Source organism: Amycolatopsis sp. M39 (genome assembly GCF_001651785.1).
Classification (GTDB): Bacteria; Actinomycetota; Actinomycetes; order Mycobacteriales; family Pseudonocardiaceae; genus Amycolatopsis; species Amycolatopsis rubida.
Genome location: NZ_LWSF01000017.1, coordinates 22540 through 36647 on the forward strand (window position 1 = coordinate 22540; position 14108 = coordinate 36647).

General features: G+C 69.8%; 14 protein-coding genes. 11 read left to right on the forward strand and 3 right to left on the reverse strand.

The window, feature by feature from the left end:
- Positions 1–23: 23 nt before the first annotated feature.
- The 4 genes from A4R44_RS29395 to A4R44_RS29410 all read left to right on the forward strand — a co-directional run bounded on the left by A4R44_RS29395 (position 24) and on the right by A4R44_RS29410 (position 3343).
- Positions 24–2051: a type VII secretion-associated protein gene (locus tag A4R44_RS29395; protein WP_067587922.1), complete on the forward strand. Its 2028-nt coding sequence runs from the start codon at positions 24–26 to the stop codon at positions 2049–2051.
- A gap of 14 nt (positions 2052–2065) precedes the next feature.
- Positions 2066–2425: a hypothetical protein gene (locus A4R44_RS29400; protein ID WP_067587925.1), complete on the forward strand. Its 360-nt coding sequence runs from the start codon at positions 2066–2068 to the stop codon at positions 2423–2425.
- Positions 2426–2666: 241 nt separating this feature from the next.
- On the forward strand, positions 2667–2990 hold the full coding sequence (locus tag A4R44_RS29405; protein ID WP_009072357.1) for a WXG100 family type VII secretion target: 324 nt from the start codon (positions 2667–2669) through the stop codon (positions 2988–2990).
- A 62-nt stretch (positions 2991–3052) separates the two neighbouring features.
- Positions 3053–3343, forward strand: a complete 291-nt coding sequence (locus tag A4R44_RS29410; RefSeq protein WP_067587928.1) for a WXG100 family type VII secretion target — start codon at positions 3053–3055, stop codon at positions 3341–3343.
- Between the two features lie 180 nt (positions 3344–3523).
- Here the strand turns inward: A4R44_RS29410 and A4R44_RS29415 are convergent, their stop codons facing one another.
- Both A4R44_RS29415 and A4R44_RS29420 read right to left on the reverse strand, forming a co-directional pair.
- Entirely contained in the window at positions 3524–4240 is a 717-nt protein-coding gene (locus A4R44_RS29415; protein ID WP_067587932.1) for a DUF4333 domain-containing protein, read from the reverse strand.
- A 40-nt stretch (positions 4241–4280) separates the two neighbouring features.
- A complete protein-coding gene (locus A4R44_RS29420) occupies positions 4281–5147 on the reverse strand; it encodes a hypothetical protein (protein WP_232791834.1) in 867 nt (288 codons plus the stop codon).
- Between the two features lie 290 nt (positions 5148–5437).
- Between A4R44_RS29420 and rplM the strand changes: the two genes are divergently transcribed.
- The 6 genes from rplM to A4R44_RS29450 all read left to right on the forward strand — a co-directional run bounded on the left by rplM (position 5438) and on the right by A4R44_RS29450 (position 11205).
- On the forward strand, positions 5438–5890 hold the full coding sequence (gene rplM / locus A4R44_RS29425; RefSeq protein ID WP_009072361.1) for a 50S ribosomal protein L13: 453 nt from the start codon (positions 5438–5440) through the stop codon (positions 5888–5890).
- A gap of 11 nt (positions 5891–5901) precedes the next feature.
- Positions 5902–6390, forward strand: coding sequence for a 30S ribosomal protein S9 (gene rpsI / locus A4R44_RS29430; protein WP_067587935.1), 489 nt, complete (start codon positions 5902–5904; stop codon positions 6388–6390).
- A 246-nt stretch (positions 6391–6636) separates the two neighbouring features.
- A complete protein-coding gene (glmM, locus tag A4R44_RS29435; protein ID WP_067587938.1) occupies positions 6637–7974 on the forward strand; it encodes a phosphoglucosamine mutase in 1338 nt (445 codons plus the stop codon).
- A 79-nt stretch (positions 7975–8053) separates the two neighbouring features.
- Positions 8054–8491 carry a hypothetical protein gene (locus A4R44_RS29440; protein WP_067587941.1) on the forward strand — a complete coding sequence of 146 codons (438 nt, stop codon included), beginning with the start codon at positions 8054–8056 and terminating at the stop codon, positions 8489–8491.
- Positions 8492–8518: 27 nt separating this feature from the next.
- Complete coding sequence (locus A4R44_RS29445) at positions 8519–8836, forward strand: hypothetical protein (protein WP_067587945.1); 318 nt, start codon at positions 8519–8521, stop codon at positions 8834–8836.
- A gap of 2 nt (positions 8837–8838) precedes the next feature.
- On the forward strand, positions 8839–11205 hold the full coding sequence (locus tag A4R44_RS29450; RefSeq protein WP_067587948.1) for a hypothetical protein: 2367 nt from the start codon (positions 8839–8841) through the stop codon (positions 11203–11205).
- Here A4R44_RS29450 and A4R44_RS29455 read toward each other — a convergent pair whose 3' ends face one another.
- Entirely contained in the window at positions 11206–12042 is an 837-nt protein-coding gene (locus A4R44_RS29455; RefSeq protein WP_067587951.1) for a dienelactone hydrolase family protein, read from the reverse strand. It lies immediately after the preceding gene.
- Positions 12043–12236: 194 nt separating this feature from the next.
- On the opposite strand from A4R44_RS29455, the gene glmS reads away from it, so the two are divergent.
- On the forward strand, positions 12237–14099 hold the full coding sequence (gene glmS, locus A4R44_RS29460) for a glutamine--fructose-6-phosphate transaminase (isomerizing) (RefSeq protein WP_067587954.1): 1863 nt from the start codon (positions 12237–12239) through the stop codon (positions 14097–14099).
- Positions 14100–14108: the final 9 nt, after the last annotated feature.

A 14108-nucleotide genomic window follows, 5' to 3' on the forward strand; every position in this document is an offset into this window, starting at 1 on the left:
GCGGTTGACGGAAGGGGTGCCCGGTGACGGTGCGGGTCGCGGTCGACTTCGGGACTTCGAGCACCTGTGTCGTCGTGTCGGTCAACGGCCGCGAACCGCAGGTCGTGGTGATCGACGGGCAGCCGCTGATGTCCTCGGCGGTGTACGCGGCGTCCGACGGCACCCTGTTCGTCGGCCAGGAGGCCGAGCGGCAGGCGGCCGTCGACCCGTCGCGGTACGAGCCGAATCCGAAGCGGCGGATCGACGAGGGCGATCTGCTGCTCGGCGATTCGGTACTGCGGGTCATCGACGTCGTGCACGCGGTGCTGGACCGGGCGGTCGCCGAGGCCCGGCGCGTCGCGGGCGACGTCGAGGTGGACCTGCTGGTGCTCACTCACCCGGCGGACTGGGGCGCGATCCGCACCCGGCTGCTGCGCCAGGCCGCGGGCAGGCTGGCGCGCGAGGTGGCGCTGGTGCCGGAACCGGTGGCCGCGGCGGTCTACCACGCGGCCACCTTCGCCCCGGAGGTCTCGCCGAGCGGTCGGACGGTCGAGTTCTCCGGCCGTCCTGGCGACGCATTGGCGGTGCTCGATCTCGGCGGCGGCACGGTCGACGTCAGCGTCGTCCAGCGGTCGCCGGAGGCCGCGCGCGCGGCCCGGGTGCCGGGTGCGCCGCCGCAGCGGGGCGGGTTCCAGGTGCTGGCCACGCGAGGCGACCCGAGTTTCGGCGGGGCCGACATCGACCAGGCGTTGCTGGAGCACGTCGGGTCGCTGGTGTCCGGCACGGATCCGCAGGCGTGGCAGCAGCTCGTCGAGGGCCGAGAGCTGGCTGAGCGCCGGCGGCGCCGGGTGCTGCGCCAGGACGTCCGCGGCGCGAAAGAAACGTTGTCGCGGCACACGTACACCGATGTGCCGTTGCCGCCGCCGTTCGCGGACGCGCACGTGACGCGGGTGGACCTGGAACGGCTGATCGGGGCTCCGCTCGGCCGGGTGGTCGAGCTGACCAGTGCCGCGATCGCGGACTCCGGCCTGCGCCCGAAGCAGCTCGCGGCGATTTTCCTCGTCGGCGGTTCGAGCCGGATCCCGATGATCTCCCGGCTCGTGCACGAGCGCACCGGCGTGGTGCCGACGAGCCTGGACCAGCCGGAGACGGTCGTGGCACGCGGCGCGCTCCGTGCGGTGCTGCTGGAACCGGACCGCACCGGTGTGCTGCCCGGTTCGTCGATCCCGGGGCAATCCGAGCACCGCACCGAGATCGTCCGCGGGGACGCGCCGATCCGCCGCGGCCCGCCGCCGGCACCGAACGCACTGAACGCGCCGCCGCGGAACGCTCCGGCGCAGCCGTTGCCGCCGCGCGGGTTCTCGCCCGCCGATCCGGCCAGGGGACCGCAAAGCGCGCCGTTCGGCGTCGCGGCGTCCGCCGGTCCGAGTCCATTGCAGACCGGACCGGGCAAGAACTCCTTGGGGCAGAACGGTTCCGCGAACGGAGTGTTCGCCGTTCCCGGAGCGGACGCGTCCGGCGAAGCCGCGGGCAAGTCGAAGAAACGTCTGTGGCTGATCACCGCGGCAGTGGCGGTCGTGGCGCTGATCGCGGGCGGAGCCGGGTACTTCGTCAGCAGCGGGGACAACGCGGATCAAGGCCGCTCGTTCTCCCAATACGACTTCAGCCTCGTCGCGCCGAACGACTGGATCCAGACCACCGACGAGGTCGCGGACCGGCAGGTCATCCTGCACCCGCAGGACGCCGACCGAGGCAACGATCTCGTGCTCGCGCAGGAGTTCGTCATGGACTACGACGCGACGGCCGATCGGCAGAAACTCGTCGAAGCTTTGCGGTCCGGGGTCAGCGGAAACGCGAACTACACTGCGTTCAGCCCCGATCTGACCTACGGTGGCCGGAACGTGATCGGCTATGTCGAGAGCAAACCGGAACGGATCACCGTCCGCTGGTATGTGGTCGTGCAGGGGCGGATCCGGGTGCATGTCGGCTGCCAGTACCAATCGCCCGCGGTGCGGCAGCGCGTCGACGCCGCGTGCGAGCAGGTGGTGCGCACGGTGAAGATCACCAGCTGAAGGAGCGAGCGCCTGTGCCGTCCGAACCGGAATCCGCGCCGGCGGCCTTCACCAGGGCGGGACAGGACGCCGTCACCTTCTCGCGCCGCGTCGCGGGCACCGCGCTCGCGCGCAGCGAACGGCACCGCAATGAGAACCGGGAATTGCTGAAGGAGTTCGGCAGGCGGCGGTTTTCCGGTGCCGCGGAACCCGCGCCGTCCGCGTTGCGGGGGGCCGCCCGCCGGTTCCGCGCGGCTCGCGGATTGCCGATGCCCGCTGAGCCCGTCGTGCCCGAGCCGGTTCCCGTTCGTCCCGAGATTTCGCCCGAACAGACACGGACGAGTGAAGAAGACGAGGACTTTTCGCAGTCGCGAATCATGAGCCGGGACCTCTGAAAGTTTCCGGAAACCGGCTGTGCGTGTGCTAACCACGCTGGTGGACAAGGTTTTTTGGCGAGCACCGGTCAGCCGTTCACCCGGCCGTTGCCGGGCGGTTCCCCGATGGCGCGTTCACGCAAGCAACTACTTGCGAAGAAGTCGCGACAAGTGTGAACCGAACTGGCAATGTCTTCGTCGTAGGTGCAGTGCCGGAAACACCAGCCGGCGCGCACAACCACTGACGAAGGGGGTAGCTCCCATGGCTGCTGGCGGTTTCACTGGGGATCCGAAGGAATTCACCGCGGCGGAAGGGCGCGTCGTCGACGCGACCAGCCGGATGAACAAGAACCTGAGCGACCTGCGCTCCAACATCGAAGCGACCCGCGCGGGCTGGGAAGGCGACGCCCAGCGTGCCTTCGACAACGTCATGCGCCGCTTTGACGACTGCGGTCGCGGCCTGAACGACGCGCTGCACCGCATCGGTGAGCTGCTCCAGGAAGCGGGATCCACCTACGCCAAGAGCGAGGCGGCTCAGCACGAGCACATCAACTCGCTCAACAAGGGCTTCGGCGTTCTCGGCTGATCCAGTCCCTTTCCGTATCAGATTCGCCTTTCTTCCATTCTTTCTTCTGATAGGAGTTCGACATGCCTGACGGCCGCATTGTTGTTGATCCGGGCACCATCCACCGCGCCGCGGAGGACTGCACCTCCACCGGCGGCGAGCTGCGGACGCTCTTCGACAACCTGCAGAGCGACCTCGCCCCGCTGACCAACAGCTGGACCGGTGAAGCGAAGGACCAGTACCACCAGGCCCAGAACGAGTGGAACCAGAAGTTCGAGGAGTTCGGCCAGCTGCTCGCGCAGATCGCCGCCGTGCTGCCGCAGATCGCGGACGGCTACCAGGCGACGGACCGCTCGGTGCAGAACCTGTTCTGAGCCAAGCTCCGAAACCACGGCGGGCCAGGCACCTTCGGGTGTCGGCCCGCCGTTTTCGTTTTCTGGAAAGGCTTTCGCGGAAGCCGCGCCGACGGAATATTCTGGCCAGTCGTCGAGCCCGCGTACGGTTGCCGCCCGGGCGGAAAGCTCCGGTTCCGGAAAGACTCTCGCTGTCGCCACTCAGTGCGGAGCGCCGACAGAATATTCCGGCTTGTCGTTGAGCACCCGCACGGTCACCTTCTTCGGCTGCCCGCCGACCTGCACCGTGCAGTCGAACGTGGTGCCGTTCTCGATCTGCTGCCCCGACGGGCACGCGACGTTCTTCACGTCCGGCTCGCCGTAGTTCTCGTTGAGAACCCGGGAAACGCCTTCCTGCAACGACTTCTGGTCAAGAGTGTCCCCGCGGAACACTCCGGTCGCCCACGTGATTCCGCCCGCGGCGGCCAGCACCACGACAACCGCCCCGGCGATCAGGAACGGTTTCTTCGACCGCGGTTTTCCTGGCTTGGCGGAGGAAAACGCGCCGAGCCCGCCGTATTCGGACGGCTGGAACCCGCCGCCGTAAGGATTTCCCGGCGGCTGCGGGACCGGGGTCGGCTGGCTGGGCGCCTGCCCTGGTCCGCCGTAGGGCGCGGGCGGCGGCTGACTCTGCGGCTGACCGTAGGGCACGGGCGTCGGCTGACTCTGCGGCTGACCGTAGGGCTGGGCCGGATAACCCTGCTGCGGATACTGCGCCTGCGGAAACTGTTGCTGCGCCGGAGGTTGCGTCCACTGGCCGCGCTGCCAGCCGGAGCTGTCCGCTTCGGCCGGGTAGCCCGGCTGCTGCTGCGGCGCGTTCGTCCCCGGCTGCCACCACTGCGGCTGCCCTTGCGGGTGCTGGTCGGGGGGCTGGGTCATCAGTGCTCACCTCGGAGATCGATCGGCGGAAGGGCGCGCATCAGCGCCCCTGCAGTTCGCCGAGCCTGCGGTAGAAGTCCTGTTTGGCCGCGTCGTCCGCGAGGACGGTGACCTGCGAGGCGTCCGGCACCGTCGGCAGGTCCGAGGAGGTGGCCTCTCCGGTGAACTTGAACTCGTAGCGCAGTTCGACCTTGTGCCCGTCGCCCTCGAACTTGGCTCCCATGGTGAACGCGGCGAGCGAACCGTCCGGCTTGAGCGTGATCGTGCTCGGCACGACGGCCTTGCGCAGTTCCGGCCCGACCTGGTTGAGCACCTTGTCCGGGAGCAGTTCGACGCGCCGGTCGAGGAAGATCGGGAACGGCACGTTCACGGTCAGCTGCTCGGTGCCGTCCGCGGAGCTCTTCGCCCCGCGCAGCGCTTTCTTGTCCGCCTTGTACGCGCTGTCGACCGCGTCGCCCATCTTGCACGCGATCTGCACCCCGCCCCACGCGCACGGCTGGACGAGCCCGGCCTCCGGCTTGGGCATCGAGACCCACGGCGTCGGCGCGAGCGTTTTGTAGGCCGGGCCGAGGTAGAGGTACTCGACGGCGCCGTCGGCCGGGGTGAACGAGTCGAGGAACTCGTTGGGGTTCTTCTGCGACCGGTTGTGCACGATGCGGCTCTCCGGGCTGCCGGTGCGCGCGGAGGTGACGATGTTGTGCAGGTACTTGTCGTCGAACTTGAAGTACCGGTCAGCGGAGTTGGTCACATTGCGCGGCTCGACGATCGTGTCCGCGAGCTTCGACATGGCCTTCTCGAACTTCGCGCCGACGTACGCGGCGGCCTGGTCGCCGTCGGGCAGCGCCGTGCCGGCGCGGGCCTGCCCGCACGCGGTCGCGAGTGCCAGCACGGCGGCGACGGCTCCCACCGTCCGTGCGGCACGGATCGTCCTCGCTCGTGTCTTCAACTGCTGTCCCCAGGTCTCGTCGTACTCGCGCGGCCGCGCGCCGGAATCGTCTCATCCTGGTACGACCCGCGCGGCGGCGTGGTGGTTCCGGGAACCGGTCGGGTACGCTGTGACCGGCCGACGAGGCGTCTTCGCACCCCCGCTGCACAACAGGCGGGACCACAGGGGTATCTTCATATGTCGTTGTGCGTTGCGGCGCGTCAGCGCTCGGCCCGCACATTACCCACACGCAATGACGACGAGGTAGACCCTTGCCCACGTACAGCCCCAAGCCCGGCGACGTCACTCGTGCCTGGCACGTGATCGACGCCGAGGATGTCGTGCTCGGACGGCTCGCGACCGAGGTCGCCACGCTGCTGCGCGGCAAGCACAAGCCGACCTACGCCCCGCACGTGGACACCGGTGACTTCGTCATCATCGTCAACGCCGAGAAGGTCGCTCTCACCGGTAACAAGCGCGAGCAGAAGTTCGCGTACCGGCACAGCGGTTACCCCGGCGGTCTGCGGAAGCGCTCCTTCGGCGAGCTGCTCGACACCAAGCCCGAGCACCTCGTTGAGAAGGTGGTCAAGGGCATGCTGCCGAAGAACAAGCTCGGCCGCGCCATGGCCAAGAAGCTGAAGGTGTACGCCGGCCCGCAGCACCCGCACGCCGCGCAGCAGCCGCAGGCGCGCGAGATCACCAAGATCGCGCAGGTCGCGCAGTGAGTGAGGAACAGTTGACCAGCACCGAGACCGAGGTCGTCGCTTCGACCGAGACCCCCGCCGAGGCCGTGGCGACCAGCGAGTCCGCCGCCGCCCCGCGCCCGTCGCGTGCCGCCGGTGGCAACGCGCAGACGGTCGGCCGCCGCAAGGAGGCCGTGGTCCGCGTCCGCGTCGTGCCGGGTACCGGTGAGTTCAAGCTCAACGGCAAGTCGCTTGAGCAGTACTTCCCGAACAAGGTGCACCAGCAGCTCATCCGCGAGCCGCTCGTGACCGTCGAGAAGCCGGACGCCTTCGACATCTTCGCCAACCTCAAGGGCGGCGGGATCTCGGGCCAGGCGGGCGCGCTGCGTCTCGCCATCGCCCGTGCGCTGGTCGAGGTCGACGCCGACGACCGCCCGGCGCTGAAGAAGGCCGGCTTCCTGACCCGTGACGCGCGCGCCACGGAGCGGAAGAAGTACGGCCTCAAGAAGGCCCGCAAGGCCCCGCAGTACTCCAAGCGCTGATGCTTCGTTCGTGGGCGAACCCTGCTCGCGCCTGACGGCGCTTCGCCGGGCTCACTCCGCGATCACAGTGGGGGTCGAACCCCCAAGCCCCCGCCAGGGGCAAGCCCCTGGACCCCGGCGGCGCACGAGGTCTCACCTCGTGCGCCGCCGGTTGCGTTTGCGGCCCCGGTCGCACCCCTGCCCTTCGGCTGGGCAGCCGAGTCGAGGGCTAGACTTCCGGTCTTGCGGTTCGAGGAGAGGGATCAGATGGCTCGACTGTTCGGCACCGACGGGGTACGCGGTCTGGCCAATGCCGACCTGTCCCCGGAGCTGGCCCTGTCGGTCGCGGCGAGCGCCGCCCGAGTGCTGGCGGCGCACGACCGTTCGCACCGTCCGGTGGCCGTGGTCGGCCGCGACCCGCGCGCCAGTGGCGAGATGCTGGAGGCCGCCGTGGTGGCGGGCCTCGCGTCGGCCGGTGCGGACGTCCTGCGGCTCGGCGTGCTGCCGACGCCCGCCGTCGCATACCTCGTCGGTGCGCTGGAGGCGGACCTCGGCGTGATGATCTCCGCCTCGCACAACCCCATGCCGGACAACGGCATCAAGCTTTTCGCCGCCGGCGGGCACAAACTGCCGGACAGCATCGAGGACGAGATCGAATCCGGCCTCGGCGCGACGGGCGTCATCCGCCCGACCGGCGACGGCGTCGGCCGCGTCACCGATGTCCCGGATGCGCTCGACAAGTACATCGAGCACCTGGTCGCCGCGACGCCGCATCCGCTGGCCGGCCTGAAGGTCGTGGTGGACTGCGCGAACGGAGCGTCGTCCGCGGCCGCCCCGGAGGCGTACCGCCGGGCCGGTGCCGAGGTCGTGGCTCTGCACGCGGAGCCGGACGGCATCAACATCAACGACAGCTGTGGCTCGAACCACCCTGACCTGCTGCGCGCGGCAGTCGTCGAACACGGTGCCGACCTCGGCATCGGTCACGACGGAGACGCCGACCGCTGCGTGGCCGTCGACGCGGCAGGCGAACTGGTGGACGGCGACCAGATCATGGCCGTCCTGGCGCTGGCGCTGGCCGAAGAAGGCGCGCTGGTGAAGGACACCCTGGTCGCGACCGTGATGAGCAACCTCGGCCTGCACCTGGCGATGAAGGCACACGGCATCACGGTCGTCACGACCGCGGTGGGTGACCGCTACGTGCTCGAAGAACTGCGCGCCTCGGGCCTGGCCCTCGGCGGCGAACAGTCCGGCCACGTGGTCCTCCCCGCCCACGCCACCACCGGCGACGGCCTCCTGACCGCGATGCGCTTGATGGCCCGGATGGCCGCGACCGGCAAACCGCTGGCCGAACTGGCCGCGGTGATGAACCGGCTGCCGCAGGTACTGGTCAACGTCCCGGTCGCGGACAAGGCAGCGGTGGCGGGCTCGGCCGAGGTCCGCGACGCGGTCGGCGAGGTCGAAGCCGAACTCGGCGAGGAGGGCCGGGTCCTGCTGCGTCCCTCGGGAACCGAGCAGCTGGTGCGGGTGATGGTCGAAGCCCCGGCCCATTCCACGGCCCAGGCGGCGGCGGACCGGTTGGCCGGGGTCGTGTCCGCGGTCTCCTGACCGAAATATGGTGAATACTCTGCGCCACCAGTGATCCGGCAGGTACATTCCGCAATGCGGGACTGACCGGGGAGGGGCGATGTACAACCAGAGTGAGGTGCCTCCGTATTTCGCCAGAAGCCTGGCGGCGATGGAGGAGGTGCGCGCACAGTACAGCGCCGACCACGAGCGCGCGATCGCCGACGACGAGACCAGGCAGGCCGCGTTCGCGAAGCTTGTCGAGGAACACCGCGCTCAGGACGCCCAGTCGCAAGCCGACCGCGAGGCCGCGATCGCCGCTGCCGCAGCCGAGGGAACCGGGGAAGACCGGGCTGCGTCGGAACAGGCAGAACGGACCGCCCAGCGGGTTGCCAAACAGGTCGCCGAGGACGCCGCGGCCGCCGCGATGTTCCGCGTCGAGGACGACACCGAACCGGTCGCTCCGCCGGCGGCGCCTCCCCCGCCTGCTTCGGCGGCCCGGCACCGGGCATGGGAGGACGACGACTTCTCGGCCACCAACTGGATTGACGCAGAGTAGCCGCGGGCGCGAGGGGAGAGGGCGACGATGGCGAAATTCCACATTGAGCCGGACCAGGTCAAAAAGGTGGCGAACGATGTCTCCACGATGAGCACCTCGTTCAAAGAGATCAAGACTTACACCGCGCAGTCCCAGCTGACGCCAGCGCATTTCGGGAAAATCCCCGGCCTGTCCGAGGCGGCCGGAGCCTACGTCGCGAAGATGCAGGCGCTCGGCGACTCCGCCGCGAAGGGCAGTACTTTTCTCGGCGGTTTCGCCGAGCGGCTCAACACCTCGGTGACTCTGCACAGCGAGAACGAGCAAGAAAACGCCTGGGGCGTCACGAACGCCGGCAAGGGAGCCTGACCGTGACTCCTCCGGCGGACCAGGGCACTGGTCGTCTCGGCGACACGATCATCGCGCCCCTGCAGCCTCCCGCGGACGTCCATCTCGACGACACGTCCGACAACATTCTCAAGCCGCTCGCCGGTTTCCGGGAGAAGATGACCGGCAAACTCGTGCAGCCCTACACGCGGTGGATGCAGCATCCGTCGCGGAACCTCGGGCTGCGGTTCGCCCCGCCGTACGGCCAGGGGGACGAAGAGAACCGGATGCTGAACGAACTCGGCGGGTTCGGATTCGGCTATCTCTGGGGTGCGCAGGGCCGCGCGGCGAACCTCGGCAAGGCGGCGAAGGCCGCGCAGGACGACACCGCTCAGGTCAAGCAGGGCCTGACCGCTGCGTGGCAGGGCAAGGCCGCTGATTCGGCCGCCGAAAAGCTGGACGATTTCAGCAAGGCCTCCGGCGAGTACCTCGGCACGGTCAACGGTTTCAGCCAGCTGCTTCAGCAGCTGTGGCAAACGGTCCGCAAGCCGATCGTCGATTTGGGACAGGTGCCCGAAAACGGCGGACAGGCGCCCAAGAAGTTCCTGGACGCGCACAAGCCCGAGGACACCGACGGGCTGCTGATGTTCATGGACCGTCTCGACGAAGCGATCAAATGGGGTCGGCAAGACGACAACGATCGCGAAGTCATCAACCCACGGAGCAGTTCGGAAGTCGCGCGTAACCAAGAGGACGGCACTGGCCCGATCAACGCGCAGGACATCCGGAGCATGTCGGTGGACCTGGACACCGGTTACGACTCCAAGTGGTCCGACATGTTCTGCCGCCAGATGGACGAGTACTGCCAGCAGTACTCGGACGCGATGGACGCCTACCGGCAGTACATCCGCAACGCGCACACGGCCGCGACGAACGCGCTGCGCGCGTTTTCCGATGGCCTGAACGTGCCGACGGATCCGTTCGGCCGCCTGCAACTCGGCGCCGACAGCGGCGGGCAGGACAAGGGATCGTCCGGCCGGAACGACGGCGGTGGCGGGGACACCAAACCGCGCTCCTCCGGCGGCGGGGGCGACACGAAGCCGCAGGAGGCCACTGCGGCGCCGCAGGTCGGTCCGACCCCGGCGCAGCCGCAGACTCCTCCCGCGCAGCCGGAGCCGAACCAGAATCCGGTCACGCACAAGCCGCTCGAGGTGGATCCGTCGACCGGGCAGCCGTACCCGATCGACCCGCGGACCGGGGAAGCGGTCAAGACCGGGCACGAAGCGCCGGACACCGTGACGGTCCAGCACGGCGATCACAAGATCACCATGTCCGAGCCGGACGACCACGGGAAGATGGCGGTCTCGGTCGGCGACGGGACCGGTCACGACAAGGCGTACCAGCTCGATTTCGGCGACCAATCCGACCAGGCCCCCGGAACTGCCGCTGACGCGGCGCAAGGGGACCCGGCCCGTCCTCACGACGGTAAACACGACCCGGCGCAGCCGCACGACGCTCCCGGCGGCCCGGTCCATAAACAGCCGGACGGCACCGCGCCGACGACAGACCCGAACCAGGTGCACCGTCCCGGCCCGGACGGAAAGATCCACATCGAGGACGGCACCCTCGACATCACCGCCGAGCGCCCGAGCGGGCCGGACGGTCCGACCGTGGTGACGGTGGACGACGGATCCGGCGAGCCGACGAAATACACCCTCGACGACCACGGAAAGATCGATCCGGCCACCGGACGGCCGGTCGACGGATTGACCGCTCAGCAGCACGGCGGCGGGGCCGGAAGCCCCGCCGAGCCCGTCGAACACCTTCGCGACGGTCAGCGGGTCGTGGCGGACGGTGGCGTGGCGGCGGCTGGACATGCCCAGCCGGTGGCCGAGCATGCTGCCGCGATGCCGGGGCAGCCGACGAGCGGGCAATCGGCAGCAGCCGACGGGCACGACCCCGGCGCTGGCGAGCAGACGGGACGGCACCACGTCCAGCCGGTTGCCGCGCAGGCAGACGCGACCCCGGCCTACGGAACGCCCGTGGCGAGCGGTCCGGACGAGTCCACCACGGCGCAGTCGGTGCTGGACCCGTTCAGCAGTGACCCCGGGCTGGGGCATGTCCCGTCGGATCCGGGGCTCGGGGACTCGGCGGTTCCGGCCGGATGGCAGCAGGACGAACCGGGGCACCCGGCTGAACTGGGCACCGCGCCGACCACCACCGACCAGCAGCAAGGCCAGTCGATGGGCATGATGGGCAGCCCGATGATGGGCGGCGGCGGGCAAGGCAACTCCGGCGACCAGGAACGCGGGACCAGCGGTTACCGGGTCGACGGCGGCCTGTTCGGCACCGCGCCGGGCGGCAGCCGGATCAGCGGATCGCTCGCCGAAGAGGACGAGGGGCGGCGCTGATCAGGCAGCCGGTTCCGCATCCTCTGGAACCTCGATCGGCGCGCGCTTCGCGTCGGCGTCCAGCAGCGGCAGGTACTTCTCCGTGCCCGTCAGATGCGTGAGAAAGAACGCAGTGAACAGCGCCTTCGTCAGCTGCTGAGTCGCCCGCTGCGGTTTGCCCTGCAGCAGCAACTGGCTCCAGTGCCGGCCCTCCGTCACCGCCAGGTGGGACGACTTCGCCAGCGTCCGCAGCTGTACCGGACCGGCCCACGCCTGCGCGATCGCGTCCGCGTGGCCGACCGCGGGCGCGACCAGGTCGCCGTCCACCGCCAGGTGCAGGCCGGGGGCACTGATCAGCTTCGCGGCTTCCGTCGCGGGCGGGAACGTCTGCGCCGCGGCCACCGTCGCCACCGCGCGGACCTTCGGGCGGGCGTCGTCGCCTGCTTCGGCGGACTGGGCGGCTGCCAGCACTGCCGAACCGCCGCCGGTGGAGTGGCCTGCCAGGCCCAGTTTCTCCGGGTCGACGCTGATGCCGTCCGGGCCGAGGCGGACTGTGCTGACGACGTCGAGCGTCGTCAGCAGGTCGCCGGCCAGCAGGCGGTGCGACGGGAGCGGGCCGAGCTGGGTCGCGGGGGCCGCGGCGACCACGCCCCAGCTCGCGAGGTGGTGCAGCAGCTGCCGATAGCGGGTGGCCGGCTGCATCCAGCCGTGCCCGAACGCGATGGCGGGCAGGCCAAGGCCTTGGCGCGGGGTGAACACGACGCCGGGCAGTCCGACCAGGGCGAGGTTGCCGCGCAAAACCTCGTGGGGTCCCGGGTGGGACAGCTCCGTGAGCAGCTGTTTGGGCTTGCTGGCCATGCGCGTGACCTTACTGCCCGTGCCCCGTCCCGGCCCGGTGCGCCACCCCGAGCGGTTCAGGGGTCCGCCGCCGCACTGCGCGAAGACCCGGTCAACGGTGGTCCGGGACGTCGCTCGCCCAGCTCAGCGGCACTGAAAACCCCGCTCCAGGGACCGGAGTAGGGGACTGGACTTGTCTCGTTACGCTAGTTCGCGTGTGTGGAATCGTGGGATACGTCGGACACCGCCCGGCTCTGGACGTCGTGCTCGGTGGGCTCCGCCGCATGGAATACCGGGGCTACGACTCGGCGGGCGTGGCGGTGCTGGACGGTGCCGGCGCGCTGACCGTCGAGCGCAAGGCCGGCCGGCTGGCCAACCTGGAAGCCCGGCTCGACGAGGTCGGCCGTGACGCGTTCGAGGGCACCGCGGGCATGGGCCACACCCGCTGGGCCACGCACGGGGCTCCGATCGACCGCAACTCGCATCCGCACCGGGACACCACCGGGCACGTGGCCGTGGTGCACAACGGGATCATCGAGAACTTCGCCGCGTTGCGCGCCGAGCTTGAGGCCGCGGGCATCGAGATGGCCAGCGACACCGACACTGAAACCGCCGCGCACCTGGTTTCCCTCGCCTACATCGAGGGCGAAACCAAGGGCGACCTGCCGGCCAGCGTCGCCGCGGTCTGCCGGCGGCTGGAGGGCGCGTTCACGCTCGTCGTGACGCACGCCGGCGAGCCGGACACGATCGTCGCCGCGCGCCGGTCGTCGCCGCTGGTGGTCGGGGTCGGCGAGGGCGAGCATTTCGTCGCGTCCGACGTCGCCGCGTTCATCGAGCACACCCGCGAGGCCGTCGAACTGGGCCAGGACCAGCTGGTCGTCATCACCCGCGACGGTTACCAGGTCACCGACTTCCACGGCGACGCCGCGCAGGCCAAGCCGTTCACCGTCGACTGGGACCTGTCGGCCGCCGAGAAGGGCGGCCACGAGTACTTCATGCTCAAGGAGATCGAGGAGCAGCCGGAGGCGCTGGCGAACACGCTGCGCGGGCACTTCGAGGCCGGCCGGATCATCCTCGACGAGCAGCGCATTTCCGACCAGGACCTGCGCGACGTCGACAAGGTCTTTGTCATCGCCTGCGGTTCCGCCTATCACTCCGGCCTCGTCGCCAAGTACGCCATCGAGCACTGGACGCGGCTGCCGGTCGAGGTGGAGCTGGCGTCGGAGTTCCGCTACCGCGACCCGGTTCTCGACCGCGACACGCTCGTCGTCGCCGTCTCCCAGTCCGGCGAGACCGCGGACACCCTCGAAGCCGTTCGGCACGCGCGTGAGCAGAAGGCCCGCGTCCTGGCGGTCTGCAACACCAACGGCGCGCAGATCCCGCGCGAGTCCGACGCGGTGCTGTACACGCACGCCGGGCCGGAGATCGGCGTCGCGTCGACCAAGGCGTTCCTCGCGCAGATCGCCGCGAACTACCTCGTCGGCCTCGCGCTGGCGCAGGCGCGCGGCACGAAGTACCCGGACGAGGTCGCCCGCGAATTCGCCGAGCTGGAGGCCATGCCGGCCGCGGTGCAGAAGGTGCTGTCCACTGTGGAGCAGACGCGCGAGATCGCGCGGCGGATCTCCGACTCGCGCGCGGTGCTGTTCCTCGGCCGCCACGTCGGGTTCCCGGTGGCGCTGGAAGGTGCGCTCAAGCTGAAGGAGCTCGCGTACATGCACGCGGAGGGTTTCGCGGCGGGCGAGCTGAAGCACGGTCCGATCGCGCTGATCGAAGAGGGCCTTCCCGTCGTCGTCGTGATGCCGTCGCCGAAGGGACGCGCGGTGCTGCATTCGAAACTGGTGTCGAACATCAGCGAGATCCAGGCGCGGGGCGCGCGCACGATCGTGATCGCCGAGGAGGGCGACGAGACGGTGCGCCCGTTCGCCGACGAGCTGATCGAGGTGCCCGCGGTGCCGACGCTGCTGCAGCCGCTGGTTTCCACCGTGCCGCTGCAGGTGCTGGCCGCGGAGATCGCCAGTTCGCGCGGGTACGACATCGACAAGCCGCGTAACCTGGCGAAGTCCGTCACCGTGGAGTAAGGAGCCGCC

Excerpts from the sequence above, each read along its gene's own strand:
- A4R44_RS29405 (WP_009072357.1), top strand. The coding sequence starts at position 2,667 with ATGGCTGCTGGCGGTTTCACTGGGGATCCGAAGGAATTCACCGCGGCG.
- A4R44_RS29410 (WP_067587928.1), top strand. The coding sequence starts at position 3,053 with ATGCCTGACGGCCGCATTGTTGTTGATCCGGGCACCATCCACCGCGCC.
- A4R44_RS29415 (WP_067587932.1), bottom strand. The coding sequence starts at position 4,240 with ATGACCCAGCCCCCCGACCAGCACCCGCAAGGGCAGCCGCAGTGGTGG.
- glmM (WP_067587938.1), top strand. The coding sequence starts at position 6,637 with ATGGCTCGACTGTTCGGCACCGACGGGGTACGCGGTCTGGCCAATGCC.
- A4R44_RS29440 (WP_067587941.1), top strand. The coding sequence starts at position 8,054 with ATGTACAACCAGAGTGAGGTGCCTCCGTATTTCGCCAGAAGCCTGGCG.
- A4R44_RS29445 (WP_067587945.1), top strand. The coding sequence starts at position 8,519 with ATGGCGAAATTCCACATTGAGCCGGACCAGGTCAAAAAGGTGGCGAAC.
- A4R44_RS29455 (WP_067587951.1), bottom strand. The coding sequence starts at position 12,042 with ATGGCCAGCAAGCCCAAACAGCTGCTCACGGAGCTGTCCCACCCGGGA.